Raw genomic sequence first — 23913 nt, 5'->3', positions numbered from 1 at the left:
TTCTGGCGGAAAAGCCGATCTCGCACTGGGCGAGACCGGCATCAGCCGAGCAAGGTGGCGCGTCAGGCGATATGGCGGCGGAACATGGCGAGCGCCAGCGACAGGGTGACGCCGGCGATGGCGAGCAGCGGCCAGAGCAGGGGCCAGGCGGCCGACCAGTCAAACCCTTTGAGGAAGACCCCCTTGAGCAGCACGATGAAGTGGGTGAGGGGGTCGATGGCCGCCAGCCACTGGAACACCTGCGGCATGTTCTCCACCGGCGAGATGTAGCCCGAGAGGATCACCGCCGGTACGGTGAAGGAGAAGACACCGAGAAAGGCCTGCTGCTGGGTCGAGCAGAACGAGGAGATGAAGAGCCCGATCCCGGCCAGTGCCAGCCCGTAGCAGACCATGCCCGCCATCAGCAGGCTGAGGCTGCCGGCAAAGGGGAGGTGAAAGACGAAGCGGGCGGCCAGCGCGACTATGCACCCTTGTCCCACCGCCACCATGATGCCGGGCACCGCCTTGCCTGCCATGATCCAGCCTGCGGTGAGGGGGGAGACCAGCAGCTGATCGAAGGTGCCCTCCTCCCGCTCCCGCGCGACCGAGAGGGCGGTGACAATCAGACAGCCGGTGGTGGTGATGATGGCCACCAGCGCCGGCAGGATATGCCAGTGAAACTCGACGTTGGGGTTGTAGAGGTTGCGCACCGCCAGCTCGGGTTGGCCCTTGCCCTCACTTTGCCAGCGGGCAATCACCTGACTGATGTAGCCCGCCGCCACCTGACCACTGTTGGAGCGGCGGCCATCGATAATCAGCTGCACCTTGGCCGGTTCGCCCCGCGCCAGCCGGCGCGAGAAATCCCCCGGAATAATCAGCCCGAGCAGCGCCTGCTGCCCGGTGATGGCCTCGGTCATGCCCGCCTCGCCCTGCACCGGGATGATGGTTGTGAAGGCGGGCATATGGGTGAGGCGCTCCAGCAGCTCGCGGCTCTGGGCTCCGCCATCCTGGTTGTAGATGGCCAGCGTGTTGCCGGTCACCTCCAGAGTGGCGGCGAACGGGAAGAGGGCGGTCTGCAACAGCACCGGCATGATGAGCAGAAAGCGCCCCTGAGTATTGCCCATCAGGGCCTGCAGCTCTTTTCGGATCAGCCACCAGAGTCGGATCAGCATGGGTTACTCCAGAGTGCGCCGCGTCTTGCGGGCGGTCAGAGCCAGCCAGAAACCGGCCAGCAGCAGCAGACAGAAACCGTTGACCAGCAGGATCGAGAAGACGCTGCCCGCCTGATAGAGGGTCTGCAGGGAGCTCGCGAAGTAGCGGGCCGGAATGAGGTGGGTGATGGCCCGCAGCAGTGGTGGCATGCTGGCGATCTCGAACACGAAGCCCGACAGCATCACCGCGGGCAGAAACGCAGCGATCAGCGCCGCCTGCGCGGCGTTGAACTGGCTGCGCATCACGGTGGAGAGAAACAGCCCGAGCCCGAGGGCGCTGCCGAGAAAGACGCTGGTGACCAGAAAGAGCAGCAGCAAGGAGCCGCGCCATGGCACGCCCATCACCGCCACCGAGAAGAGCAGGCAGAGCAGCATGGCGATGATGCCAAGGCCATAGTAGGGCAGCAGTTTGGAGAGCAGCAGCTCCCCCTTGGTGACCGGGGTGGCGAGCAGCGCCTCCATGGTGCCGCGCTCCCACTCCCGCGCCACCACCAGCGAGGTGAGCAGGGCGCCTATGATGGTCATCACCACCGCAATGGAGCCCGGTACCAGAAAGTAGCGGCTCACCAGCGCCGGATTGAACCAGGCGCGGCTCTCTATCGACACCGGCATGGCGACCCCCTCGCCAGCGAGCCACCCCTGCCAGATCCCCTGCACATAGTTGGTGACGAAGTTGGCAGTGTTGGGCTCGGAGCCGTCGGTTAGCAGCAGCGCCTGCGGCGTACCATTGCCCTGACCGGCCATGGCGCGGGAGAAGCCGTCATCGATCACCAGCAGGCCGCGGATCTCGCCACGGGCCAGACTGGCGAGCAGGGACTCCTTGCTCGGGCCGCTGTGGATCTCCAGCGCGGTTGAGCCGCGCAGGGCCTGCTCCAGCCGCACCGCCGGGGCGCCGCTGTCGGTACGCCAGATGCCGAGGCGCAGATGGTCCACATCGAGATTGATGGCGTAACCCATCACCACCAGCAGCACCACCGGCATGATGAAGGCGATGAGGATGCTGCTCGGGTCACGGACGATTTGCAGCGTCTCCTTGCGGCAGAGGGCCAGCAGTCGCCGACGGTTGATGCTCATGCGTCCTCCTCGCTGGCCCGCTCGACCAGGGTGATAAAGGCCTCTTCCATGGTCGGCAAGGAGCCGGTTGGCAAAGAAGCAGCCGCCTCTTTGGCGGCCAGCCCCTTGAGATCGTCCGGGGTGCCGAGGGCCAGCAGCTTGCCGCGATAGATGAGGGCAATGCGGTCGCAATACTCCGCCTCATCCATAAAGTGGGTGGTGACCAGCACGGTGACGCCGTGGTCGGCCAGCGCGTTGATGTGCGACCAGAACTCGCGCCGGGTCACCGGATCGACCCCGGAGGTGGGCTCGTCGAGAAACAGCAGCGGCGGCTCGTGCAGCAGGGCACAGGCCAGAGATAAGCGCTGGCACAGGCCGAGCGGCAGGGATTCCGCCTTCTGATCGAGCCAGGGGGCGAGGGCAAAGGCAGTCACCATGGCGTCGATCCGCGTTTGCTGGTGGCGGCCGTACAGGCCGTAGATACCGGCGAAGAAGGAGAGGTTCTGCGCCACGGTAAGCTGCTTGTAGAGGGAGAACTTCTGCGCCATGTAACCGAGGCGCTGACGTGCCGCCGAGGGGCTGTGGGCCAGATCGATGCCGGTCACCAGCGCCTGTCCCTCGCTCGGGCGCAGCAGGCCGCACTCCATCTTGAAGGTGGTGGACTTGCCCGCTCCGTTGGGGCCGAGCAGGCCGAAGATCTCGCCGCGGCGCACCGCAAAGCTGACATCATCGGTGGCGGCAAAATCGCCGAAGCGCTTGGTGAGGTGGCGCGCCTCGATCACCGCCTCGGGGGAGACCCCCTGCGGCAGTTCGGCTTCCCGCATCCCGGCCGCCAGACTCGACTCCCCGCCGGGGCCGCCGCCGAGCAGGTCGATAAAGGCATCCTCCAGCCGGGGCTGGGCCGGTTGAAAGGCGCCGTTGGCTAGATGCAGCTCCGGGAGCGGTGGGGGCGTCATGCCTGGGTGCAGCAGCAGGCGAACTCGCTCCCCCGCCACCGCGCCATCCATCACCGCCGGGTGAGCCAGTGCCCGGCGCAGCAGGGCGCGCCGCTCGCGGCCATCCAGTTGCCCCGCCTCCAGCAGCCAGCAGCGGCTGGCCATGGCTCCCATCAGATCGGCCGGCGTGCCGCTGGTGCGCACCTCGCCATCCGCCATCAGCAGCACGTGGTCGCACAGCTCCGCCTCATCGAGATAGGCGGTACTCCAGAGCACCGTCATCCCCCCTTTTGCCAGCTCGCGTACCATCTGCCAGAGGGCGCGGCGGGAGATGGGATCGACCCCGACCCCGGGTTCGTCGAGCAGCAGCACATCCGGGGTGCCGAGCAGGGCGCAGGCCAGCCCGAGTTTCTGCTTCATCCCGCCAGAGAGCTTGCCTGCCGGCCGTGCGGTGAAGCGGGCGAGATCGGTGAAGGCGAGCAGCCGCGCGAAGGTGGGCGTGCGTTCGGGCTCCAGTACGCCGCGCAAGTCAGCGTAGAGGGTGAGGTTCTCCAGCACGCTGAGATCCTCGTAGAGGCCGAACTGCTGGGGCATGTAGCCGAGGCGCTGGCGCAGCAGATCCCCCTCGCTCACCGGATCCAGCCCCAGCACCCGGATGGTGCCCGCTTCGGGGATCAGCAGACCGGCCAGCAGGCGCAGCAAAGTGCTCTTGCCGGCGCCGTCGGGGCCGACCAGCCCGGTGATGCCGCCAGCCGGAATGGTGGCCGAGATGGCGTTGAGGGCGACCCGCTCGCCAAAGCGTTTGGTGAGCCCATCGAGGGAGATGGCGCAGCTCATGGCGCCAGCCTGACGGTGACCGGCATCCCCTGGCGTAGGGCCGGGTCGGGGTCCTGCACCACGATGCGCAGCCGGTAGACGAGGTGAGTGCGCAGGTCCGGCGTCTCCACCGATTTCGGGGTGAACTCGGCGGTCGGCGAGACAAATCCCACCACCCCGTGATAGGGCTTGTCCGGCCGCGAGTCGGTGGTGAGGGTCACCTTGGCGCCGCTCGGGAAGTGGCCGAGCCAGGGCTCCTCCACATAGGCTCGCACCCAGACCGGCGCGGTCAGGGAGAGGTTGAAGGCGGTCGCTCCGCTCTGCACCATGCTGCCGTTCTCGACGGCGCGGCTGATGATGATGCCGTCGCTGGGGGCGGTCAGGCTGGCATCTGCCAGCGCCAGTTCGGCACTGGCGAGCGCCGCTTTGGCCCCTTCCAGCTGGGCATCGGACTGGGCAATCTCTTCCGGGCGGTAACCGGTTTCGAGCTGGGCGAGCTGCTCGCGGGCCGAGCGCACCTGCGCCTGGGTCTGATCTCGCTGGGAGCGGGCGGTATCGAGCTGACCGCGGGAGATGGCACCGGTGGCAGCCAATGCGCTCTGGCGGCGCCACTGCTGGTCGGCCTCCAGCGCAGCGGCTTCGGCGGCGGCCAGTGCGGCCCGGGCGCGGTCGGTCTCTTCGCTGCGATAGCCTTTGTGGATCAAGGCGTTGGCGGCAGTGATCGCGGCCAGATTGGCGCGGGCGCTGTCGCGGCTGTGGGTGAGGGGAACCGGATCGAGGCGGGCCAGCAGTTGACCGGTTTTTACCCTATCCCCCTCATCAACCAGCACCTGATCGACGCGGCCGCCGACCCGAAAGGCCAGATTGACGTCGCGAATATCGACATTGCCGTAGAGGATGGAGCCGTCGGCCGGGCGCCCCTGCCACCAGAGGTAGCCACCGATAACGGTCAGCAGCAGGGCCACAATTGCAATGCGTTGCTTCATACCGCTTCTCCTTGAGGATGGCTCTGCAACCAGAGGTCACCACTGAGAACGGTCAGCAGCAGAGCTACCATCGCGATGCGTTGTTTCATACCGCTTCTCCTTGCTTCATGTCGGTGGGGCGCAGGCCGCGCAGTGCCCATACCAGCCGCTGTCTGGCGGCCTCGGGGTTGTCTATCTGGCTGAGAAAGGGGGCGGCCTTCTCGGGCAGCCAGCCGAGCTGACGACCACTGCCGGCGATGACCAGCGGCAGGCCGACCGACCCCATGATGAAGATCATCAGCTGGAGCGGGTGACCCGCGACCAGCGACCCTTCCGCCTGTGCCATCCGTACCTGTTCGATCAACAGCAGGGGGTGGCGGCGCGGCAGGCTGAGCAGAAAACGCTGGGCCGCCCCTTCGCCTGCCAGCGCATCGCCAAACAGGTGGTTGATAAAGCCGCGCTGGCGCGCCACCAGCCCGATCAGCGCCTCCATGGTCGCCTCGAACATGGCGATGGCAGAGGGGTAGGAGCCTTTGGCTGCCACCGATTTGAGCTCGTCATAGAGGGGGGCGTACCAGAGCTCCACCAGCTCGTCGATAAAGGCGTCGCGGTTGCCGAAGTGGTAGACGAAAGAGCCGAGGTTCACCTCTGCCGCCGCCGCCAGCTCGCGCACCGTCAGGCCGCGCAGCCCCTTCTCGGTGGCGATGGCGAGGCCGGTATCGAGCAGTTTCTGTCGGGTTGGATTCATCTCTCTGGTTCCTGTTGCGCAGCTTTCGATCTGATTTATACGTATGTATAAATCAATCACACATAAGTTGATAGATCTTTTTTTGAGCAGATTTCAGCAGGGATGAAAAACGGCGGGCTTTCGCAAGGGGCGGGGAAATAAAAACGCCTCCGCGAAGGGAGGCGTTTTATCGGGAGGGGCGCGCTTACAGAATAAAGCGGCTCAGATCCTCATCCTCGACAAGCGCACCGAGGTGGGCGTTGACGTATTCGGTGTCGATGACAAAGGTCTCGCCGGACTTCTCGGAGGCGTCATAGGAGATATCTTCCATCAGGCGCTCCATCACGGTGTGCAGACGACGGGCACCGATGTTCTCGGTACGCTCGTTGACCTGCCAGGCTGCTTCGGCCAGACGGCGGATGCCATCCTTGGTGAACTCGATGTTGACCCCTTCGGTGGCCATCAGCGCCTTGTACTGATCGGTCAGGGAGGCGTTCGGTTCGGTCAGGATGCGCTCGAAGTCATCTGTGGTCAGCGCGGTCAGCTCGACCCGGATCGGCAGACGGCCCTGCAGCTCGGGGATGAGGTCGGACGGCTTGGCGATCTGGAAGGCGCCGGAGGCAACAAACAGGATATGGTCGGTCTTGACCATGCCGTGCTTGGTGTTGACGGTGCAGCCTTCCACCAGCGGCAGCAGGTCGCGTTGTACCCCTTCACGGGAGACATCGGGGCCCGAGCTCTCGCCGCGCTTGCAGATCTTGTCGATCTCGTCGAGGAAGACGATGCCGTTGTTCTCGACCGCTGCGATCGCTTTCTGCTTCAGCTCTTCCGGATTGACCAGACGGGCCGCTTCCTCTTCGATCAGCGCCTTCATGGCCTCTTTGACCTTGATCTTGCGCTTCTTCTTCTGGTTCTGACCCAGGTTCTGGAACAGCCCCTGCAGCTGGTTGGCCATCTCTTCCATGCCCGGCGGGGTCATGATTTCGACGCCCATCGGGGAAGCGGAGAGTTCCAGCTCGATCTCCTTGTCATCCAGCTGACCTTCCCGCAGTTTCTTGCGGAAGATCTGGCGGGTGTTGGAGTTGTCGGCTTTCTCTTCCTCACCCCAGGTGTTGCGCGGGTTGGGCAGCAGGGCGTCGAGGATGCGCTCTTCGGCGGCTTCCTCGGCGCGATATTTCATCTTCTCCATCTCGGTCTCGCGCACCAGCTTGATGGCGGCATCGGTCAGATCGCGGATGATGCTATCCACTTCCTTGCCGACATAGCCCACTTCGGTGAACTTGGTCGCTTCCACCTTGATGAAGGGGGCGTTGGCCAGCTTGGCCAGACGACGGGCGATCTCGGTCTTGCCGACACCGGTCGGGCCGATCATCAGGATGTTTTTCGGGGTCACTTCATGGCGCATCTCTTCGTTGAGCTGCATCCGGCGCCAGCGGTTGCGCAGGGCAACGGCAACGGCGCGCTTGGCATCGGCCTGACCAATGATGTGTCTGTCCAGCTCGTGGACGATTTCTCTCGGGGTCATCTCGGACATGATGGTGTTCCTGTATCCGGGGCGGGCAGTGCCCACCCCTTGGGAAATTGGGTTTGGCTGGTGGCCTTATTTCGCCGAATAGTCCAGCACTTCGATGGTGTGGTTGCCGTTGGTGAAGACGCAGATGTCGCCCGCAATCTTGAGGGACTTCTCGACAATGGTCCTGGCATCCAGCTCGGTGTTTTCCAGCAGCGCGATGGCGGCGGACTGGGCAAAGTTGCCGCCGCTGCCGATGGCGATGAGATCGTGCTCCGGCTGTACCACGTCACCGTTGCCGGTGATGATGAAGGATTTGTGTTCGTCGGCCACGGCCAGCAGCGCTTCAAGGCGGCGCAGGGCGCGATCGGTGCGCCAATCTTTGGCCAGCGCCACGGCGGCGCGCTCCAGATTACCCTGATGGGCCTGCAGTTTTGCTTCGAAACGTTCGAGTAGGGTGAAGGCGTCGGCGGTACCGCCAGCGAAACCGGCCAGCACCTTGCCGTTATAGAGGCGATGAACCTTGCGGGCGTTGCCCTTCATGACGGTGTTGCCAAGAGAGACCTGGCCATCGCCACCGATGACGACCTGACCGTTGCGGCGAACTGAAACTATGGTAGTCACTTTACTTACCTCGCTTGAGCCGAATGACGGCCTGACTGTGCATGGCAAGAAAGATGGGGATGGCAAACGGGCTTTTCAACCCTGCCCTTGGTCGGGATAAACGGGGTAGTAAAGAGCGTGGGTGCGAGTGACACCAAAAGAAGTGACACCAAAAGAACAGGGCCGGGTGTTGCCACCCGGCCCTGCGTCATCGGTAAGCGGATTACCCTTTCTTGGGAATGCAGCCGCTGATGCCGGAGCTCTGCAGCTTGCTGTTGGCCGCGTCGGCGGCCGCCTTGCCGTTGAAGGGGCCCACCATCACCTTGTAGACGGTGCCGTTGGCGCCATTGATCACCTGCAGGCTGGAAGAGAGGCCAGCGGTGAAGGCGATACGCGCCTTGAGCGACTCTGCGGAATCCTGCGAGCGCAGGGCGGCGCACTGCATCATATAGCGACCGCTGTCGGCGGCTGCGGTCTGGGCTGGCGGAGTGGCCGCTTTGGCCTTGGCCGCTTCGGCCCGCTCCCGTTCCAGCTCGGCGCGGATCTCCCGCTCCATCCGTTCCCGTTCGGCCTTGCGGTCGATCACCTGCTCTTGCGCGCTGGCAACCGGTGCACCCAAGGTGGAAGGGGTGGTCGCCGGATTGGGCTGATAGGGCTTGGGCTGGCCGATGGGCGTTCCCGGTTGGGGAATGTCGGTCGGCACCGGTTGCGGCAGTTTCTCCGGTTGCAGGGTCATGGTATCTGCCGGTGGTGGCGGCAGCACACCCGGCTGGGTCGGCGGCTCTATGATATCGACCTGCTTGTTCTCAAGCCGTTCGATGTAGCTCCACTTCTCCTGAGGCAGCCCGTTATTCTGCGCTTTTGGCTTGTTGGCTTTTACCTGCTCCTCAATGGTGGGGGCGTCGTTGCCCTTGCCATTGATCATGTAAAGGAAGCCACCAAAGCCTGCCAGCAGTGCCACGACCAGCAGCACTGGAATAACAGGAAAGCGGCGAGGGGCCGCTTTCTTGGTATTGCGGCCACCCGCCCGACGTCGCGGGCGGCTGCCGACATAATCCCGGGTTGCCATCTATTACATGCGCTCCAGGGTATGGATGCCCAGTACGCCGAGGCCCAGTTTCAGCACCTTGGCGGTGGCGGCGCACAGCAGCAGACGGCTCTGACGGGTTGCTTCGTCCACGCCATCCTTGTTGATCGGGCAGGCTTCATAGAAGGTCATGAAGTTGCCGGACAACTCGTACAGGTAGGTACAGAGCAGGTGTGGCATGCCTTTGTCGGCTACGCCGTTGACCGCGTCGGAGAACTGGATCAGCTTCTGGGCCAGCACCTCTTCGGCTTCTTCGTTCAGGGTCACCTTGCCGGTCAGCGTCTCGGCATCGATGTTGGCCTTGCGGAAGATGGACTGGATACGGGTGTAGGCGTACTGCAGGTAAGGGGCAGTGTTGCCTTCAAACGACAGCATCAGATCCCAGTCGAAGATGTAGTCGGTAGTGCGGTTCTTGGAGAGATCCGCATACTTGACCGCGCCCATGGCGATGGCGTTGACCACGTTGGCCTTCTCTTCGGCAGAGAGGTCGCTGTTGCGGCTCTCCAGCAGCGCAGCGGCGCGCTCTTCGGCCTCGTTCAGCAGGTCAACCAGCTTGACGGTGCCACCGGAACGGGTCTTGTAGGGACGACCATCCTTGCCCAGCATCATGCCGAAGGCGTGGTGCTCAAGCGGTACGGATTCCGGCACATAGCCCGCCTTGCGGGTGATGGTCCAGGCCTGCATCAGGTGCTGGTGCTGACGGGAGTCAATGAAGTACATGACACGGTCGGCGCCCAGGGTCTCGTAACGGTATTTGGCACAGGCGATGTCGGTGGTGGTGTAGAGGAAACCGCCATCGCTCTTCTGGATGATGACGCCCATGGCCTCGCCATCCTTGTTCTTGAACTCGTCCAGGAAGACAACGGTGGCGCCTTCGCTCTCGACCGCCAGCCCCTTGGCTTTCAGGTCGGCAACGATCTCCGGCAGCATGTCGTTGTACATGGACTCGCCCATGATGTCCTTGTTGGTCAGGGAGACATTCAGGCGGTCGTAGTTGATCTGGTTCTGCTCCATGGTCATGTCGACCAGCTTCTTCCACATGGTACGGCAGTACTCGTCGCCGCCCTGCAGCTTGACCACGTAGTTACGGGCGCGCTCGGCGAAGGCTTCGTCTTCGTCGTAGCAACGCTTGGCCTGGGTGTAGAAGGCTTCCAGATCCTTGAGCGCCATGTCGCTGGCGTGCTCGTTGGACATCTTCTCCAGATAGGCGATCAGCATGCCGAACTGGGTGCCCCAGTCGCCGATGTGGTTGGCGCGGATCACTTTGTGGCCGAGGAATTCCAGCGCGCGCGCAGCTACGTCACCGAGTACGGTGGAGCGGATGTGGTGCACCGCCATCTCTTTGGCCACGTTGGGGGCGGAGTAGTCCACCACCACGGTTTGTGGCGCGGGCAACCGTACGTTGGCGTTGGCAGAGGTCACCATGGCCTCGACCTGACCGGCCAGCCAGCGCTGGTCGAAGAAGAAGTTGATGAAGCCGGGGCCAGCGATCTCGACCTTGGCGATCAGGTCGGAGGCGGGCAGGTGCTCGATGATGGCCGCTGCCAGCTCACGGGGATTCTTGCGGGCCGGTTTGGCCAGCAGCATGGCCAGGTTGGTAGCCAGGTCGCCGTGAGCTTTTTCCTTGCATCGGTCTACTTGCACGCGGGCTTCCAGGTCCGCCGGCAGGACGCCTGCTGACTTGAGATTGGCTACCGTTTGTTCAAGTAGATGATGAATATGCTCTTTCATAACTGACCACCAAGGTTGCGCGTCGAAAAATGACTGATATATAAGGGCGTGAATTTTACCCGCATCGGCCCGAGAAAACTATAGGGATGACCCGCCGCTCGCTGTCGGGCGGATATTTCACTGCGTTTAGCGCCATATTCCAGAATATTGGGCGGAAATTACGGTGCTTATCCATTTCTACTGCATATCGAAGCGGCTTGTCCAGGCTATTTTCCCCTGATTGTTAAGGGTTTTTCCTTTCCGATGACGGGAATGATCTCCTCCCTCTGGCCCGGCGTATTAACAGAGGTTCCCAACCGAGGAGTTTGCGATGCGACTGGCGCTGTTTCCCCTATCTGCCCACCTGCTGCCCGGCGGCGTCATGCCGCTGCGGATCTTCGAACCGAGATACCAGCGGATGATCGCCGAGGCGGGGGAGTCCGGCTTTGCCCTCTGCATGGTGGACCCTCGCCAGCCCGACGCCCTGCGCAACATGCTGCCCATCGCCACCCGGGTCACCATCATCGATTTCGACCGGCTGCCGGACGGCATGCTGGGGATCACGGTGCAGGGGATGGAGCGGGTGCAGATAGAGGATCTGTGGCAGGAGCAGGATGGCCTGCGTATCGGCGAGGTGACGCCGCTGACGGCCTGGCCGCCCCGCCGGCTCCATCCCGATCAGCAACCGCTGGTCGAGGCGTTGCGGGAGGTGTTTGCCGACTATCCCGACTATGCCGCCCTCTATCCCGCCCCCCGCTGGGATGATGGCAACTGGGTGGCCCAGCGCTGGCTGGAGGTGCTGCCGATCCCCCCCGAACAGAAGCAGCTGCTGCTGGCCGCTGCCGACAATCAGCCCGCCATCGCCCTGCTCAAGGGGGTTCTGGTGGCCAGCCACTGATTTTTTCTGACCTGCTGATCCGCCAGCGCCGCAGCGCCGTACAAGTCATCACCACAGCATGTTCGACAGCACACCAAAGGGATGGCGCAATGGCATATACTGGCCAACCACACTCGACCATACGCAGGACCTCGCCCGTGATGGATAACCCGGATGGCGACCTCAAATCTCTGCTGATCAGGGTGGCAGAGCAGGCCGACAAGGCTGCTTTTGCCCGCCTGTTCCAACACTTTGCGCCGCGCATTCGCAGCTACGGCTTGCGCCACCTCGGCAGCGAAGCCAACGCCATGGAGCTGGTGCAGGAGACCATGCTGCTGGTGTGGCAGAAAGCGCGCCTCTACCACCCCGAGAAGGGGGCGCCGACCACCTGGATCTACACCGTGATGCGCAACCAGTGCTTCGACATGCTGCGCCGTCGTCGCGCCAGCAAGGAGGATCTCTGTGCCGAGGAACTGTGGCCGGTGCTGGAGTTTCAGGCCGAAGAGGAGCACCTGAGCGGCGGTGAGGATGCGGTGCTGACCCGTCAGATGGCCCACTATCTGGGCACCCTGCCGGAGCCGCAACAGCAGGTGGTGCGCGGCATCTATCTGCAGGAGTTCTCCCAGCAAGAGCTGGCGGAGCGACTCGGCGTGCCGCTCGGTACCATCAAGTCCCGCCTCAGACTGGCGTTACAGAAACTGAAAGAGCAAGTGGAGCAAGGCCATGATTAAAGCCCATCCGACCGACCCTATGCTGCGTGCCTTCGCCGCCGATGAGCTCCCTCTGCCGCTGGCGGTAGGGCTCTCCGCCCACTGTGAACTCTGCCCCGATTGTGCTGCACGACTGAAGACATTCGAAGAGGAGCTGGCGCAGCAATATCTTGCCTCGCCAGCAGAGCCCGAGCTGGCCTCCCGCGATGAAGTGGGACTGGACGCCGGATTCGACGCCATGCTGGCGGATATTCTGGCCCAGCCGTTTGCAGAGCCCCTCTCCGAGCCAACACACGACCAGCCCCGAGCCCAGCCCTGCGAGCTGGAGGTGGCCGGTCACGCCTACCGTTTGCCACGGGTGCTGGCCCGTTATCGTTCGCCCAAGTGGCGCCATATCGGGGCTATTCGTCAGCATAGTTTGCCGCTGGACGAGATGGGGGCGCGCGCCAGTTTGCTCCATATCGAAGCGGGCGGCCGCATCCCCGAGCACACCCATCAGGGCTATGAGCTGACCTTGCTGCTGGCTGGCAATATTCAGGATGGCGATACCCTTTACAAGGCGGGAGATTTCATCTGGCGCGATGCCAGCCACTCCCACAGCCCGCACACGCCGGATGGCTGCCTTTGCTACACGGTGCAGGATGCGCCGGTGCAGTTTACCAAGGGGCTGTCGCGGCTGCTGAACGGCATCAGCCAGCACCTCTACTGAGCACCATGACGCCATAGAAAAAGGGACCAAGTTGGTCCCTTTTGTCATTTCATGGCTGGCTGCCGGTCAGGCGACAAACACCAGATAGACGGCGAATGCCACGACAAAGCGGTAGATGGCGAACGGGATAAAGTCGATGCGGCGGATCAATGTCAGGAAGGTCTTGATCGCAAACATCGCTACCACGAAGGCGGTGATAAAGCCCACTGCAAACATCGGGAAGTCGGCCATCGAGAGGAAATCGCGGCTCTTGTAGAGATCAAGCCCGCTGGCCGCCACCATCATGGGCACCGCCATGATGAAGGAGAACTCGGCGGCTGCGTGACGACTGATCCCCATCAGCATGCCACCACTGATGGTGGCGCCGGAGCGGGAGAAGCCGGGCCACAGGGCCAGACACTGGAACAGACCGATGCCAAACGCCTGCTTGTAGCTGATGTCATCCAGGGTTTCAGCTGTGACGGCCGGGCGGAACTTCTCGGCGATGATCAGCAGGATGCCGCCCGCGACCAGCGCGTACATGACGGTCTGCGGACCAAACAGGTTGGCCTTGATCCAGCTGTGGATGGCCAGACCGACCACGATGGCGGGCATCATGCCGAGGATGACGTGGATCAGCGACAGGGTGGCGTGATCCCGGGACGGCTTCTGGCCGAAGTGGATGCCAATCAGGCCAAACAGGCGGCGCCAGAAGACGGCGACCACGGCGAGGATGGAGCCAAGCTGGATCACCACTTCGAAAGTGGCAGCCTTGGGCCCTTCAAAGTCCAGCAGATGGCCGACGATAATCATGTGGCCGGTGGAGGAGACGGGGAGGAACTCAGTCAGCCCCTCGACGACGCCCAGAATAAAGGCGACCAGCAGGCTATAAGTGTCAGTCATCGAACAAACAATCCTTAACTTCGTTGATGTAAAAACGCCCCGGGAAGGTCTCGGGGCGACTTATCTTGCTCGATAGTCACTGCTGAGGCTATGTAAAAATCATGAAACCTTTAAGTCAGTCGCGGATAAAGCGGTAGCGGGTCTGGTGGTGATAACGCCCGCCCGGCAGCAGCCAGGGGTTGCCCAGCTCGGGGCGATTGGGGCTGTCCGGCAGCTGTTGCGCCTCAAGACAGAAGCCGTCGTGATCCCGGTGTGACAGGCCGCTGCGGTTCGGGGTATTGGCCAACCAGTTGCCGGTATAGAACTGCAGCGAGGGCTGGTTGGTGTAGACCTCCATCGCCAGCTGTCTGTCACCCGATACCACGCGAGCGGCCCATTCTGATGTCGGGCCGTTGAGCACAAAGGCGTGATCGTACCCCTTGGCCTGTTGTTGCTGGGGATGGTTCAGCCAATCCTGGCCAATCAGGCGCTCGCGGCGCAGATCGAATGGCCCCTCCACCGGAGTGATGGCGATCGGTAAACCGCTCGGGTCGGTCGGCAGGAAGTGGTCGGCATTGATGCTGATGAGGTGGTCACGGACATCTTCGCCATCGGTTTGCCCATCGAGATTGAAGTAGGCGTGGCTGGTGAGACTGACCGGCGTCGCTGCATCTGTGCTGGCCACAAAATCGACCACCAGATCGCTCTGCTCCAGCCGGTACTCCAGGGTGACCCGCAGATTGCCGGGAAAGCCCTGATCTCCCGCCCGGGAGAGCAACGCCAGCTTGACCCGATCCGCCTCCAGCTCCCTGATTTGCCAGCGCTGGCGATGAAAGCCTGCCTGCCCGCCGTGCAGACAGTTGGGTGCCTGATTGGCATTCAGCTGCCAGCGCTGTCCATCACGCACCAGCTCGGCACCGCCGATGCGGTTGGCAAAACGCCCGGCCACCGCACCCAGCCACACCTGCTGGGTGGGATAGGCGTCGTCGGCACAACCCAGCAGGACTTCGCGCCGTTTGCCCGCCACCGGCAGGGTGAGGGAGGTGAGGGTGGCGCCGAAGTCGAGGCCGCGCAGGCGCAGCCCCTCCTCGTTTTCCAGCTCGAATGGCGTCATGGCGCTGCTCATAGCTTGCCTGCACCGGCGCTGGCAGAGCAGACGTAGCAGTCAGCCTTGAGGCCAAAGCGGGTCGGATACTCGGCTTCAACCGCGGCGATCACCTCGGCCACCTTCTCGGGGCGCAGCAGGGCGACCACGCACCCGCCGAAGCCGCCGCCAGTCATCCGCACGCCGCCTTCGGTGCCGATCCTGGCCTTGATGATCTCTACCAGACCGTCGATGGCAGGCACTGTGATTTCGAAGTCATCGCGCATGGCGGCGTGTGAATCGGCCATCAGCTCGCCGAGACGAACCAGATCCCCTTGCGCCAGCGCATCGGCGGCGGCCAGGGTGCGGGTATTGTCGCCTACCACGTGGCGGGCACGGCGGTAGCAGACCTCATCCAGTCCGGCCTTGCCTGCTTCGAGAGCTGCCAGATCGAGATCGCGCAGCGCCTTGACTCCGTAGTGGCGGGCGGCCGCTTCGCACTGCTGACGACGGGTGTTGTATTCGCTGTCTACCAGACCGCGGCGCACATTGGAGTTGACGATCAGCACCGCCAGATCGGTGGGCATGGGGATGAGGCGAGTCTCCAGCGAGCGGCAGTCGAGCAGCAGGGCGTGGTCGGTTTTGCCGCTGGCGGAGATCATCTGATCCATGATGCCGCAGTTGCAGCCGACGAACTGGTTCTCCGCCTGCTGACCGTTGAGGGCGATCTCCGCCTGAGTGATGGCGAGCCCCAGTGCCTCCTTGAAGGCCTGACCGATAGCCACTTCCAGCGAGGCGGAGGAGGAGAGTCCCGCCCCCTGCGGCACGTTGCCGGAGACCACCAGATCGAGGCCGCGCAGGGCATATCCACGTTCCTGCAGATATTTCACCACGCCGCGGATGTAGTCGCTCCAGCGCTGGCTGGGGTGGTGCTCGATGGGCTGGTCGAGGTCGAACTGGTCGCGCTGGTTGTCGTAGTCGGCGGCGATCACCTGTACTTGCCGGTCATCGCGCAGTCCGATGGCGACGCAGGTCTCGTAGTCGATGGCACAGGGCAGCACGAAGCCGTCGTTGTAGTCGGTATGTTCACCGATGAGGTTGACGCGGCCGGGGGCGCGCACCAGCAGATCGGGCGCTTTGGCAAATTGCTCGGCAAAAACGGTGCTGACGCGTTGGCTGGGGGTCATAGGGCCTCCTCATTGGTGTGGCTGGTCTGGGTGTAGTGAACGGGGCTCAGGGCACGCAGCCGCTCGGCAGCCTGCTCGGGTGTAAGGTCGCGCTGGGTTTCGGCCAGCATCTCGAAGCCGACCATGAATTTGCGCACGGTGGCGGAGCGCAGCAGGGGCGGATAGAAGTGGGCGTGCAGCTGCCACGCCTCGGGGCAATCCGATTTGGGCGGTGCAAAGTGCCAGCCCATGGAGTAGGGGAAGCTGCACTCGAACAGATTATCGTAACGGCTGGTGAGCTCCTTGAGCGCCACCGCCAGATCCTGTTGCTGTGCCTGGGTCAGATTGAGCATGGAGGGGACGTGCGCTTTGGGCAGCAGCAGGGTTTCGAACGGCCAGGCGGCCCAGAAGGGAACCACGGCAAGCCAGTGCTCGGTCTCCACCACGATACGCGAGCGATCCGCCAGCTCCCGCTCCACATACTCCAGCAGCATGGGACGGCCATGCTCGGCCAGCCAGTCACGCTGGTGCTGCTCTTCGCGGGCGATCTCGTTGGGCAGGAAGTCGCTGCCCCAGATCTGGCCGTGGGGGTGCGGGTTGGAGCAGCCCATGACGGCCCCTTTGTTTTCAAAGACCTGCACCCACTCCCACTGGGCCGACAGCTCGGCGACCTGATCCATCCAGGTGGTGATCACCCCCTCGATGGCGGGTAGCGGCAGCTCGGGCAGGGTCTTGCCGTGATCCGGCGAGAAGCAGATCACCCGGCTGGTGCCGCGGGCGGCTTCCAGCTTCAGCAGGGGATCGCTGGCACTATCGGCGGCCGGGGTATCCTGCATCAGGGCGGCGAAGTCGTTGGTAAAGACGAAGGTGCCCTTGTAGTCGGGGTTGATGTCGCCAGTGACCCGGGTGTTGCCCGCGCAGAGGAAGCAGTCGGGATCGTGGGCCTGTTTGGGGGCCTGACTCACCTTCTCAACCTGCCCCTGCCAGGGGCGTTTGGCCCGGTGGGGGGAGACCAGCACATACTGGCCGGTCAGCGGGTTGAAGCGGCGATGGGGATGATCGACGGGGTTAAACATCATCTCTCCTGAGTAAGGTATTGAAAAATAGAGTCGTTTATTACCGAGGAGCAGGCAGGCCTACTCCTCGTAACCGTTCGGATTGGTGGATTGCCAGCGCCAGCTGTCGGCGCACATGGCGTCTATGTCCCGGGTCGCCTGCCAGCCCAGTTCCCGCTCGGCCTTGGCCGGATCGGCCCAGCAGGCGGCGATATCGCCGGGACGGCGCGGTTCGATGCGAAACGGCAGCGGCTTGCCGCAGGCATTGGAAAAGGCAGCGACCAGCTGCAACACGCTCTGACCCTGGCCGGTGCCCAGGTTGTAGGTGTGCACGCCACCCTTGCCAGCGCAGTGTTGCAACGCCTTGACGTGCCCTTCGGCGAGATCCATCACGTGGATGTAGTCGCGCACGCCGGTGCCATCCGGGGTGGGGTAATCGTTTCCAAAGACCGAGAGGCAGTCGCGACGGCCAATGGCCACCTGGGTGATATAGGGCATCAGGTTGTTGGGGATACCTTGCGGGTCTTCACCCATGGTGCCCGATTCGTGGGCGCCGACCGGATTGAAGTAGCGCAGCAGGGTCATGCTCCAGTGGGGCTCGGCCAGCTGCAGATCTTCGAGGATCTCCTCGATGATCAGCTTGGATCGCCCGTAAGGGTTGGTGGCGCTGCGAGAGAAATCCTCGCGGATCGGCAGGCTGGCGGGATCGCCATAGACGGTGGCAGAGGAGCTGAACACCAGATTGTGCACATTGGCCCGCTTCATCGCCTGCAGCAGGGTGAGGGTGCCACCGAGATTGTTCTCGTAGTAATCCAGTGGAATGCGGGTCGATTCACCGACCGCTTTGAGGGCGGCAAAGTGGATCACCGCATCGATCTGCTGCTCGGCGAAGATCCGGTCCAGCAGGGCGGCATCGCGAATATCTCCTTGATAGAAAACGGGTTGTTGGCCGCTGATGGCTGCGACTCGGGCCAGCACGCTGCGTTTGCTGTTGCCGAGGTTGTCGACCACCACGGGATTCATGCTTGCCGCTTGCAAGGCCAGACAGGTGTGGCTGCCGATATATCCGCAACCGCCGGTGACCAGAACGTTCATCTTGCTCTCCACTGAAAAGTGTCTGGAAGGAGTCTAGCCGAGGGTGTGGCGACCAAACTGTGAGCTTGCTTGCAAAACAGTGTAAACGATTACACTATTTCTGTGGTCATCCTGACGGCAGATATGCGTTTCACCTCTGTTTTCAATGGGTTTGCTGGGTATAATGGCGCTCTATTGCACAGTGAAATAAGTGAAAACAGTATGAGCACCATCAAGGATGTCGCCCGTTTGGCCAATGTGTCGGTGGCAACGGTTTCACGGGTGATGAACAACTCCCCCAAGGCCAGCGCCGCGTCTCGCGAAGTGGTGCAGAAGGCCATGGCCGAACTGGGCTATACCCCCAACGCCAACGCGCGGGCACTGGTGAACCAGACTTGCGACACCATGGGGGTGGTGGTCGGTGATGTAGCCGATCCCTTCTTCGGTGCACTGGTGAAGGGGGTCTCCGGCGTGGCCGTCGAGCAGAACCTTCACCTGCTGATGGGTAACGGTTTTCACAAGGCGCGTCAGGAGCGTGAAGCGATCGAGCTGCTGATCGGCAAGCGCTGCGAGGCGCTGGTGGTGCACAGCAAGGCGCTGAGCGACGAGGAACTTTACGATTACGCCATGCGGGTGCCCGGTATGGTGCTGATCAACCGTGATATTCCGGCCCTTAAGGGGCGCTGCATCGCCCTCAACAACCGGCTGGGGGCGGCTACGGCGACTCGCCACCTGATCGAACTGGGCCACCGCCATATCGCCTTTATCAGCTCTGATCACGCCATCGAGGATGCCACCTTGCGTCTGCAGGGGTATCAGGATGGGCTGATGGAGGCTGGTCTGGCAGCCGATCCCGAGCTTATCGAGAGTGGCACCCCGAACGAGGAGGGGGGGGAGCGCGCCATGCTCAACCTGTTGGCCAAGGGGCTCAAGGTGACCGCCGTGGTTGCCTATAACGATGCCATGGCGGCGGGCGCCATCTCAGTGCTGGCCGACAACGGCCTGCGAGTGCCGGAGGAGGTTTCGGTGGTGGGCTTCGATGACATCATCTATGCCAGATACCTGAGGCCCAAGCTCTCCACCATGCGCTATCCCATCGAGTTGATGGCGGCCCAGGCGGCCAAGCTGGCCATTCAGCTGGCGGCGGGGGAGAGTGACGCGACCCAGAGCCGGATCTATACCCCCACCCTGATCAATCGCCACTCGGTGGCACCGGTTCGGGCCGGATAGCCCCCTTTTGCGGCCCTGTTCGGGGCCGTTTCTTGCACAGTTATTGTTTTACCTGTTTTTAATCATTTTTACTCCGCTTTACTTAACAAAAACAGTGTAATCGTTTACATCTGTGTGAGCGAGATCGCCGTTCCCAGTGTCATACTTCTCTAGACTGAATACGTTTTCCAATCAGCAGGGAGAGAGTGAATGCTCAGGGAGATAGTGGCGCGTCAGGATTGGCAGACTCAGGCGATTACTTCGGTAAACCGCTTGGCTGCCCATACCCCTATGTTCAGCTGGCGCAGCGAAACGGATGCCAGGGGTGACCTGGCCTCTTCCTCCCGTCTCTTGCTCGATGGCGAGTGGCGCTTCTCCTTCTTTGCCGCTCCCGAATTGGTGCCCGAGATCTGGCAGGTGCAGGATCTGGCTGATGCCACTCCCATTACCGTGCCGGGCAACTGGCAGCTGGATGCCGCCTATCCGGCTGCGCGGCTGCTCACCGATGGCCCCATCTACACCAATATCAAGTACCCCTTTCCCTGCGATCCACCGCGAGTGCCAGCAGAGAATCCTACTGGCTGCTACTCCCGCGAGTTCGAACTGCCCGCCGACTGGCTGGCCAGCGGCCAGAGCCGGATCATCTTCGACGGGGTGAGCAGTGCCTTCCACCTCTTCTGCAACGGTCGCTGGGTCGGCTACTCCCAGGACAGCCGGCTGCCCGCCGAATTCGATCTGACCCCATATCTGCAGAGCGGTCGCAACCGGCTGGCGGTGCTGGTGCTGCGCTGGTCCGACGGATCCTATCTGGAAGATCAGGATATGTGGTGGCTGTCGGGGATCTTCCGCTCCGTCAGCCTGTTGCACAAACCGTCCCGCCATCTGATGGATATGCGGGTGACGCCTGAACTGGATGCCTGCTATCGGGATGGCCGTCTCAAGATTGCACTGCAGGCGGCCAATGCGACCGGTCTGTCGGTTGAGGCCAATCTCTATGACGGCAGCGAGCGGATCGCGACCCTGCGCCAACTGATCGGCACCCAAGCCATTGATGAAAAAGGGGCTTACGACGATCGCGCCGAACTGTGGATCGATGTGGCTGCGCCGCGCAAGTGGAGCGCCGAGACGCCCCATCTCTATCGTCTGACCCTGACCTTGCTGGACGAGCAGGGCCAGGCCATCGAGAGCGAAGCGTGCGATGTGGGCTTTCGGGTGGTGGAGATCCGTGGTGGCCTGCTGCGGGTCAACGGTCAGCCGCTGCTTATTCGCGGTGCCAACCGTCACGAGCATCACCCCGCCAAGGGTTATGCCATCGATCGCGCCACCATGGAGCGGGATCTGCTGCTGATGAAGCGCCATAACTTCAATGCGGTGCGCTGCTCTCACTATCCCAACCACCCCGACTTCTATCGCCTTTGTGATCGGCTCGGTCTCTATGTGGTGGACGAGGCGAATCTGGAGACCCACGGCATGACCCCCATGGGGCGGCTGGCGCGGGATCCCGCCTGGAGCAACGCTTTTCTGGAGCGGGCGACCCGCATGGTGGCACGGGATTTCAACCACCCCTCCATCATCATCTGGTCGCTGGGCAACGAGTCGGGTTACGGCCCGGCCCACGATGCCATGTATGGCTGGATAAAGCGCAGCGATCCGAGCCGTCCGGTGCAGTACGAGGGGGGCGGGGCCGATACCCCGGCGACCGACATCATCTGCCCCATGTATGCCAGAACCCATCAGGATCAGCCCTTCCCGGCGGTGCCCAAGTGGGCGCTGGCCAAGTGGATCGGCCTGCCCGGCGAGCACCGACCGCTGATCCTCTGCGAATATGCCCACGCCATGGGCAACAGTCTCGGGGGCTACGGCCACTATTGGCAGGCGTTTCGCGATCATCCACGTCTGCAAGGCGGGTTTGTCTGGGATTGGGTCGATCAGGGGCTCGACAAATACACCGCCGATGGCCGTCACTACTGGGGTTATGGCGGCGACTTCGGTGATGTGCAAAACGATCGCCAGTTCTGCTGCAATGGCCTGCTGTTCCCTGATCGCACCCCCCATCCCGCCCTGTGCGAAGCGAAGCGCGCCCAACAGCCGTTCCGCTTCACCCTGCTCGAGCACACCCCGCTGCGGGTGAGGATCGAGAGTGAATACCTGTTTCGGGAAACCGATAACGAGCGGCTTTGCTGGCAGCTGTGTGAGAACGGCCATGTGCAGCAGCAGGGGGAGGTTTCCCTCATGCTGGAGCCGCAAGGGGTGGTCGAGTTGACCCTGAGCGAGAGGCTGCCTCCCTTTACGGCAGGCTCACTGGCCTGGCTAGATCTGGCCATCGTTCAGCCCCAGGCCACCCCCTGGTCGCAGGCAGATCACAAGGTCGCCCGTCAGCAGTTCACCCTGCCGAGCCCCCTTGCCCTGCCAGCGCCGGTCGCTGCCGCTACCCTGAGCGAGCAGCCGGATGGCTGGTTGGTCACTGCCGCAAACAGCCAGTGGTGGCTCGACAAGCAGAGCGGCCGCATCACCAGTTGGCAAAAATCGGGGCAGGAGCAGTTGTTGGCGCCGATCATGGATCACTTCTACCGGGCGCCGCTCGACAACGACATCGGCACCAGCGAAGCGGATCACGCCGACCCCAACTCCTGGATTGCTCGCTGGCAGGCGTGTGGTCTCGATCAGTGGCAGCACCGCTGTCTGGGGATCGTGGTCGCCGGAGGGGATATCCGGGTTAGTCATGGCTACTTCCATCACGATGAGCTGCTGCTGGTGAGTCACTGGCATCACCGCTTTACCGACGATGGAGCCATGAGCCTGGAGATAGAGACCGAGCTGGCGCAAGCGCTGCCTTCGCTGCCGCGGATCGGTCTGCTGCTTCATCTGGCCGAGGTACCGGCGCGAGCCGAATGGCTGGGGCGTGGCCCTCACGAGAACTATCCGGATCGCCTGCTGGGTGCCGATCTGGGGCGCTGGAGTTTGCCGCTGGAGGCCATGCACACCCCTTACATCTTCCCGAGCGACAACGGCTTGCGCTGCGATACTCGTCAGCTGCAGCTGGGCAGCACGACGGTGAACGGCAGCTTCCATTTCAGTGCCAGCCGCTTCAGTCAGCAGCAGCTGGCCGCCGCCCGTCACCAGAGCGATCTGGTGGCCGAAGATGGGCTGTGGGTCTGTCTCGATGGCGCCCACATGGGGGTGGGCGGTGATGACTCCTGGAGCCAGAGCGTGCGTCCCGAGTATCAACTGCTTGAGCGTCGTTACCGTTGGAGCTGCACTCTCCGTTAAGCCAGCTATGGAGGCGACTGCCTAGCCAGTGCGCCATTTTGACAACAGACCAGTAACGACTAGCCTCAATGCTGTGGGAAAGATTGAGTCTCAAATCTAACTTTAATTTGTATGTATTTGAAAAATAAAAACAAAGTTTCAATGTAACAGAGTGTAATCGTTTTCATTTTGTCGTCATGATCACAGAAGAAATGACAACAAACTGATTACATTGATTGGCGCTTGCTCAATTGCTCGCCACCCTACAACACAGATAGACACATCGGAGCACACATAATGAAAAAACTGACCACAGTTGCCGCCCTGCTGATGGGCATGATGGCTGGAGCCAATGCCCAAGCTGACACTCGTATCGGGGTAACCGTCTACAAATACGACGACAACTTCATGGCGGTCGTGCGCAAGGCCATCGAGAAGGAGGCGGCAGCCACTCCGGGGGTGGAGCTGCTGATGAACGACTCCCAGAACGACCAGTCCAAGCAGAACGACCAGATCGACGTGCTGCTGGCCAAAGGGGTGAAGGCGCTGGCCATCAACCTGGTTGACCCGGCTGCGGCCCCGGTGGTGATTGAGAAAGCCCGTGGCGAAGATATCCCGGTTGTTTTCTACAACAAGGAACCGAGCGCTACCGATCTGGCCAGCTACGACAAGGCCTACTACGTGGGCACCGACTCCAAGGAGTCAGGGATCATCCAGGGTCAGCTGATTGCCAAACACTGGAAAGCCCATCCGGAGTGGGATCTGAACAAGGATGGCGTGATCCAGTTCGTGCTGCTGAAAGGGGAGCCGGGTCACCCGGATGCCGAAGCGCGCACCTCCTACGTGGTCAAGACCCTGAACGATGGTGGCGTCAAGACCGAGCAACTGCACATGGATACCGGTATGTGGGATACCGCCATGGCGAAAGACAAGATGGACGCCTGGATCTCCGGCCCCAACGCCAACAAGATCGAAGTGGTCATCGCCAACAACGACGGCATGGCAATGGGTGCAGTCGAGTCACTGAAAGCCCAGGGCAAGACTGCCATTCCGGTATTCGGCGTCGATGCGCTGCCGGAAGCGTTGGCCATGGTCAAGAGCGGTGCCATGGCGGGTACCGTGCTGAACGATGCGGCCAACCAGGCCAAAGCCACCTTCGAGCTGACCAAGAACCTGGCTGAAGGCAAACCGGCCGGTGAAGGCACCAAGTGGAATATCGTCGACAAGGTAGTACGTGTTGCCTACGTCGGTGTGGATAAAGACAACCTGTCCCAATTCGAGTAATTCCCTCCTCCAGGGCAAGGGAGATCCCCTTGCCCTTTT

At 62.5% G+C, this 23913-nt stretch carries 20 protein-coding genes; 6 read left to right on the top strand and 14 right to left on the bottom strand.

From position 1 onward, the window contains the following. Window positions 1-62 precede the first annotated feature (62 nt). From AB5Y83_RS08200 to argS, 9 genes are all read right to left on the bottom strand, one after another. Entirely contained in the window at window positions 63-1151 is a 1089-nt protein-coding gene (locus AB5Y83_RS08200; RefSeq protein ID WP_368174982.1) for an ABC transporter permease, read from the bottom strand. A 3-nt stretch (window positions 1152-1154) separates the two neighbouring features. Next, the gene (locus AB5Y83_RS08195; RefSeq protein WP_368174981.1) at window positions 1155-2264 is read right to left on the bottom strand and encodes an ABC transporter permease; all 1110 of its coding nucleotides are present in this window, start codon (window positions 2262-2264) and stop codon (window positions 1155-1157) included. Then, a complete protein-coding gene (locus AB5Y83_RS08190) occupies window positions 2261-4015 on the bottom strand; it encodes an ATP-binding cassette domain-containing protein (protein WP_368174980.1) in 1755 nt (584 codons plus the stop codon). The genes AB5Y83_RS08195 and AB5Y83_RS08190 overlap by 4 nt, the downstream gene beginning before the upstream one ends. Next, window positions 4012-4980 carry a secretion protein HlyD gene (gene hlyD, locus AB5Y83_RS08185; RefSeq protein WP_368174979.1) on the bottom strand — a complete coding sequence of 323 codons (969 nt, stop codon included), beginning with the start codon at window positions 4978-4980 and terminating at the stop codon, window positions 4012-4014. Before hlyD ends, AB5Y83_RS08190 begins: the two co-directional genes overlap by 4 nt. 85 nt (window positions 4981-5065) lie before the next feature. Then, window positions 5066-5707, bottom strand: a complete 642-nt coding sequence (locus AB5Y83_RS08180; protein ID WP_204420011.1) for a TetR/AcrR family transcriptional regulator — start codon at window positions 5705-5707, stop codon at window positions 5066-5068. Between the two features lie 184 nt (window positions 5708-5891). After that, on the bottom strand, window positions 5892-7220 hold the full coding sequence (gene hslU, locus AB5Y83_RS08175) for an HslU--HslV peptidase ATPase subunit (RefSeq protein WP_160880622.1): 1329 nt from the start codon (window positions 7218-7220) through the stop codon (window positions 5892-5894). Between the two features lie 66 nt (window positions 7221-7286). Then, on the bottom strand, window positions 7287-7820 hold the full coding sequence (hslV, locus tag AB5Y83_RS08170) for an ATP-dependent protease subunit HslV (protein WP_005340772.1): 534 nt from the start codon (window positions 7818-7820) through the stop codon (window positions 7287-7289). Between the two features lie 202 nt (window positions 7821-8022). Continuing rightward, a complete protein-coding gene (locus AB5Y83_RS08165; protein ID WP_368174978.1) occupies window positions 8023-8868 on the bottom strand; it encodes an SPOR domain-containing protein in 846 nt (281 codons plus the stop codon). Between the two features lie 3 nt (window positions 8869-8871). Then, entirely contained in the window at window positions 8872-10617 is a 1746-nt protein-coding gene (argS, locus tag AB5Y83_RS08160; RefSeq protein ID WP_120416343.1) for an arginine--tRNA ligase, read from the bottom strand. Window positions 10618-10927: 310 nt separating this feature from the next. On the opposite strand from argS, the gene AB5Y83_RS08155 reads away from it, so the two are divergent. From AB5Y83_RS08155 to AB5Y83_RS08145, 3 genes are all read left to right on the top strand, one after another. Next, entirely contained in the window at window positions 10928-11494 is a 567-nt protein-coding gene (locus tag AB5Y83_RS08155) for an LON peptidase substrate-binding domain-containing protein (RefSeq protein ID WP_101530424.1), read from the top strand. Between the two features lie 140 nt (window positions 11495-11634). Then, the gene (locus tag AB5Y83_RS08150) at window positions 11635-12204 is read left to right on the top strand and encodes a sigma-70 family RNA polymerase sigma factor (protein WP_005355542.1); all 570 of its coding nucleotides are present in this window, start codon (window positions 11635-11637) and stop codon (window positions 12202-12204) included. Continuing rightward, complete coding sequence (locus AB5Y83_RS08145) at window positions 12197-12892, top strand: ChrR family anti-sigma-E factor (protein WP_368174977.1); 696 nt, start codon at window positions 12197-12199, stop codon at window positions 12890-12892. Before AB5Y83_RS08150 ends, AB5Y83_RS08145 begins: the two co-directional genes overlap by 8 nt. Window positions 12893-12958: 66 nt before the next feature. Here the strand turns inward: AB5Y83_RS08145 and bacA are convergent, their stop codons facing one another. From bacA to galE, 5 genes are all read right to left on the bottom strand, one after another. Next, window positions 12959-13774 (bottom strand): undecaprenyl-diphosphate phosphatase, encoded by an 816-nt coding sequence (bacA, locus tag AB5Y83_RS08140; protein WP_368174976.1) that lies wholly within the window; start codon window positions 13772-13774, stop codon window positions 12959-12961. Between the two features lie 115 nt (window positions 13775-13889). After that, the gene (gene galM, locus AB5Y83_RS08135) at window positions 13890-14879 is read right to left on the bottom strand and encodes a galactose-1-epimerase (protein ID WP_368174975.1); all 990 of its coding nucleotides are present in this window, start codon (window positions 14877-14879) and stop codon (window positions 13890-13892) included. Beyond that, window positions 14876-16024: a galactokinase gene (gene galK, locus AB5Y83_RS08130; RefSeq protein WP_236764701.1), complete on the bottom strand. Its 1149-nt coding sequence runs from the start codon at window positions 16022-16024 to the stop codon at window positions 14876-14878. The genes galM and galK overlap by 4 nt, the downstream gene beginning before the upstream one ends. After that, window positions 16021-17079, bottom strand: a complete 1059-nt coding sequence (locus tag AB5Y83_RS08125) for a UDP-glucose--hexose-1-phosphate uridylyltransferase (RefSeq protein WP_181223155.1) — start codon at window positions 17077-17079, stop codon at window positions 16021-16023. Before AB5Y83_RS08125 ends, galK begins: the two co-directional genes overlap by 4 nt. A gap of 60 nt (window positions 17080-17139) precedes the next feature. Further along, on the bottom strand, window positions 17140-18153 hold the full coding sequence (gene galE / locus AB5Y83_RS08120; protein WP_368174974.1) for a UDP-glucose 4-epimerase GalE: 1014 nt from the start codon (window positions 18151-18153) through the stop codon (window positions 17140-17142). A 201-nt stretch (window positions 18154-18354) separates the two neighbouring features. On the opposite strand from galE, the gene AB5Y83_RS08115 reads away from it, so the two are divergent. The 3 genes from AB5Y83_RS08115 to mglB all read left to right on the top strand — a co-directional run bounded on the left by AB5Y83_RS08115 (window position 18355) and on the right by mglB (window position 23874). Then, a complete protein-coding gene (locus AB5Y83_RS08115) occupies window positions 18355-19362 on the top strand; it encodes a substrate-binding domain-containing protein (protein WP_159142721.1) in 1008 nt (335 codons plus the stop codon). Window positions 19363-19551: 189 nt separating this feature from the next. Continuing rightward, entirely contained in the window at window positions 19552-22611 is a 3060-nt protein-coding gene (locus AB5Y83_RS08110) for a beta-galactosidase (RefSeq protein ID WP_368174973.1), read from the top strand. 276 nt (window positions 22612-22887) lie between these two features. Then, window positions 22888-23874: a galactose/glucose ABC transporter substrate-binding protein MglB gene (gene mglB / locus AB5Y83_RS08105; protein ID WP_005340747.1), complete on the top strand. Its 987-nt coding sequence runs from the start codon at window positions 22888-22890 to the stop codon at window positions 23872-23874. Window positions 23875-23913: the final 39 nt, after the last annotated feature.

The organism is Aeromonas sp. R5-4 (assembly GCF_040908215.1).
Lineage (GTDB): Bacteria > Pseudomonadota > Gammaproteobacteria > Enterobacterales > Aeromonadaceae > Aeromonas > Aeromonas veronii.
The sequence above is the reverse complement of the archived record's forward strand: the minus strand, read 5'-3'. Positions and strand labels throughout refer to the sequence as shown.

What these genes read in the sequence shown, in the direction of transcription:
- AB5Y83_RS08180 (WP_204420011.1), bottom strand. Translation starts at nt 5,707, where the DNA reads ATGAATCCAACCCGACAGAAACTGCTCGATACCGGCCTCGCCATCGCC.
- hslU (WP_160880622.1), bottom strand. Translation starts at nt 7,220, where the DNA reads ATGTCCGAGATGACCCCGAGAGAAATCGTCCACGAGCTGGACAGACAC.
- AB5Y83_RS08145 (WP_368174977.1), top strand. Translation starts at nt 12,197, where the DNA reads ATGATTAAAGCCCATCCGACCGACCCTATGCTGCGTGCCTTCGCCGCC.
- galK (WP_236764701.1), bottom strand. Translation starts at nt 16,024, where the DNA reads ATGACCCCCAGCCAACGCGTCAGCACCGTTTTTGCCGAGCAATTTGCC.
- mglB (WP_005340747.1), top strand. Translation starts at nt 22,888, where the DNA reads ATGAAAAAACTGACCACAGTTGCCGCCCTGCTGATGGGCATGATGGCT.
- AB5Y83_RS08155 (WP_101530424.1), top strand. Translation starts at nt 10,928, where the DNA reads ATGCGACTGGCGCTGTTTCCCCTATCTGCCCACCTGCTGCCCGGCGGC.
- AB5Y83_RS08150 (WP_005355542.1), top strand. Translation starts at nt 11,635, where the DNA reads ATGGATAACCCGGATGGCGACCTCAAATCTCTGCTGATCAGGGTGGCA.
- AB5Y83_RS08110 (WP_368174973.1), top strand. Translation starts at nt 19,552, where the DNA reads ATGCTCAGGGAGATAGTGGCGCGTCAGGATTGGCAGACTCAGGCGATT.
- galM (WP_368174975.1), bottom strand. Translation starts at nt 14,879, where the DNA reads ATGAGCAGCGCCATGACGCCATTCGAGCTGGAAAACGAGGAGGGGCTG.
- galE (WP_368174974.1), bottom strand. Translation starts at nt 18,153, where the DNA reads ATGAACGTTCTGGTCACCGGCGGTTGCGGATATATCGGCAGCCACACC.
- bacA (WP_368174976.1), bottom strand. Translation starts at nt 13,774, where the DNA reads ATGACTGACACTTATAGCCTGCTGGTCGCCTTTATTCTGGGCGTCGTC.
- AB5Y83_RS08125 (WP_181223155.1), bottom strand. Translation starts at nt 17,079, where the DNA reads ATGTTTAACCCCGTCGATCATCCCCATCGCCGCTTCAACCCGCTGACC.
- AB5Y83_RS08200 (WP_368174982.1), bottom strand. Translation starts at nt 1,151, where the DNA reads ATGCTGATCCGACTCTGGTGGCTGATCCGAAAAGAGCTGCAGGCCCTG.
- AB5Y83_RS08165 (WP_368174978.1), bottom strand. Translation starts at nt 8,868, where the DNA reads ATGGCAACCCGGGATTATGTCGGCAGCCGCCCGCGACGTCGGGCGGGT.
- hlyD (WP_368174979.1), bottom strand. Translation starts at nt 4,980, where the DNA reads ATGAAGCAACGCATTGCAATTGTGGCCCTGCTGCTGACCGTTATCGGT.
- AB5Y83_RS08195 (WP_368174981.1), bottom strand. Translation starts at nt 2,264, where the DNA reads ATGAGCATCAACCGTCGGCGACTGCTGGCCCTCTGCCGCAAGGAGACG.
- AB5Y83_RS08190 (WP_368174980.1), bottom strand. Translation starts at nt 4,015, where the DNA reads ATGAGCTGCGCCATCTCCCTCGATGGGCTCACCAAACGCTTTGGCGAG.
- AB5Y83_RS08115 (WP_159142721.1), top strand. Translation starts at nt 18,355, where the DNA reads ATGAGCACCATCAAGGATGTCGCCCGTTTGGCCAATGTGTCGGTGGCA.
- argS (WP_120416343.1), bottom strand. Translation starts at nt 10,617, where the DNA reads ATGAAAGAGCATATTCATCATCTACTTGAACAAACGGTAGCCAATCTC.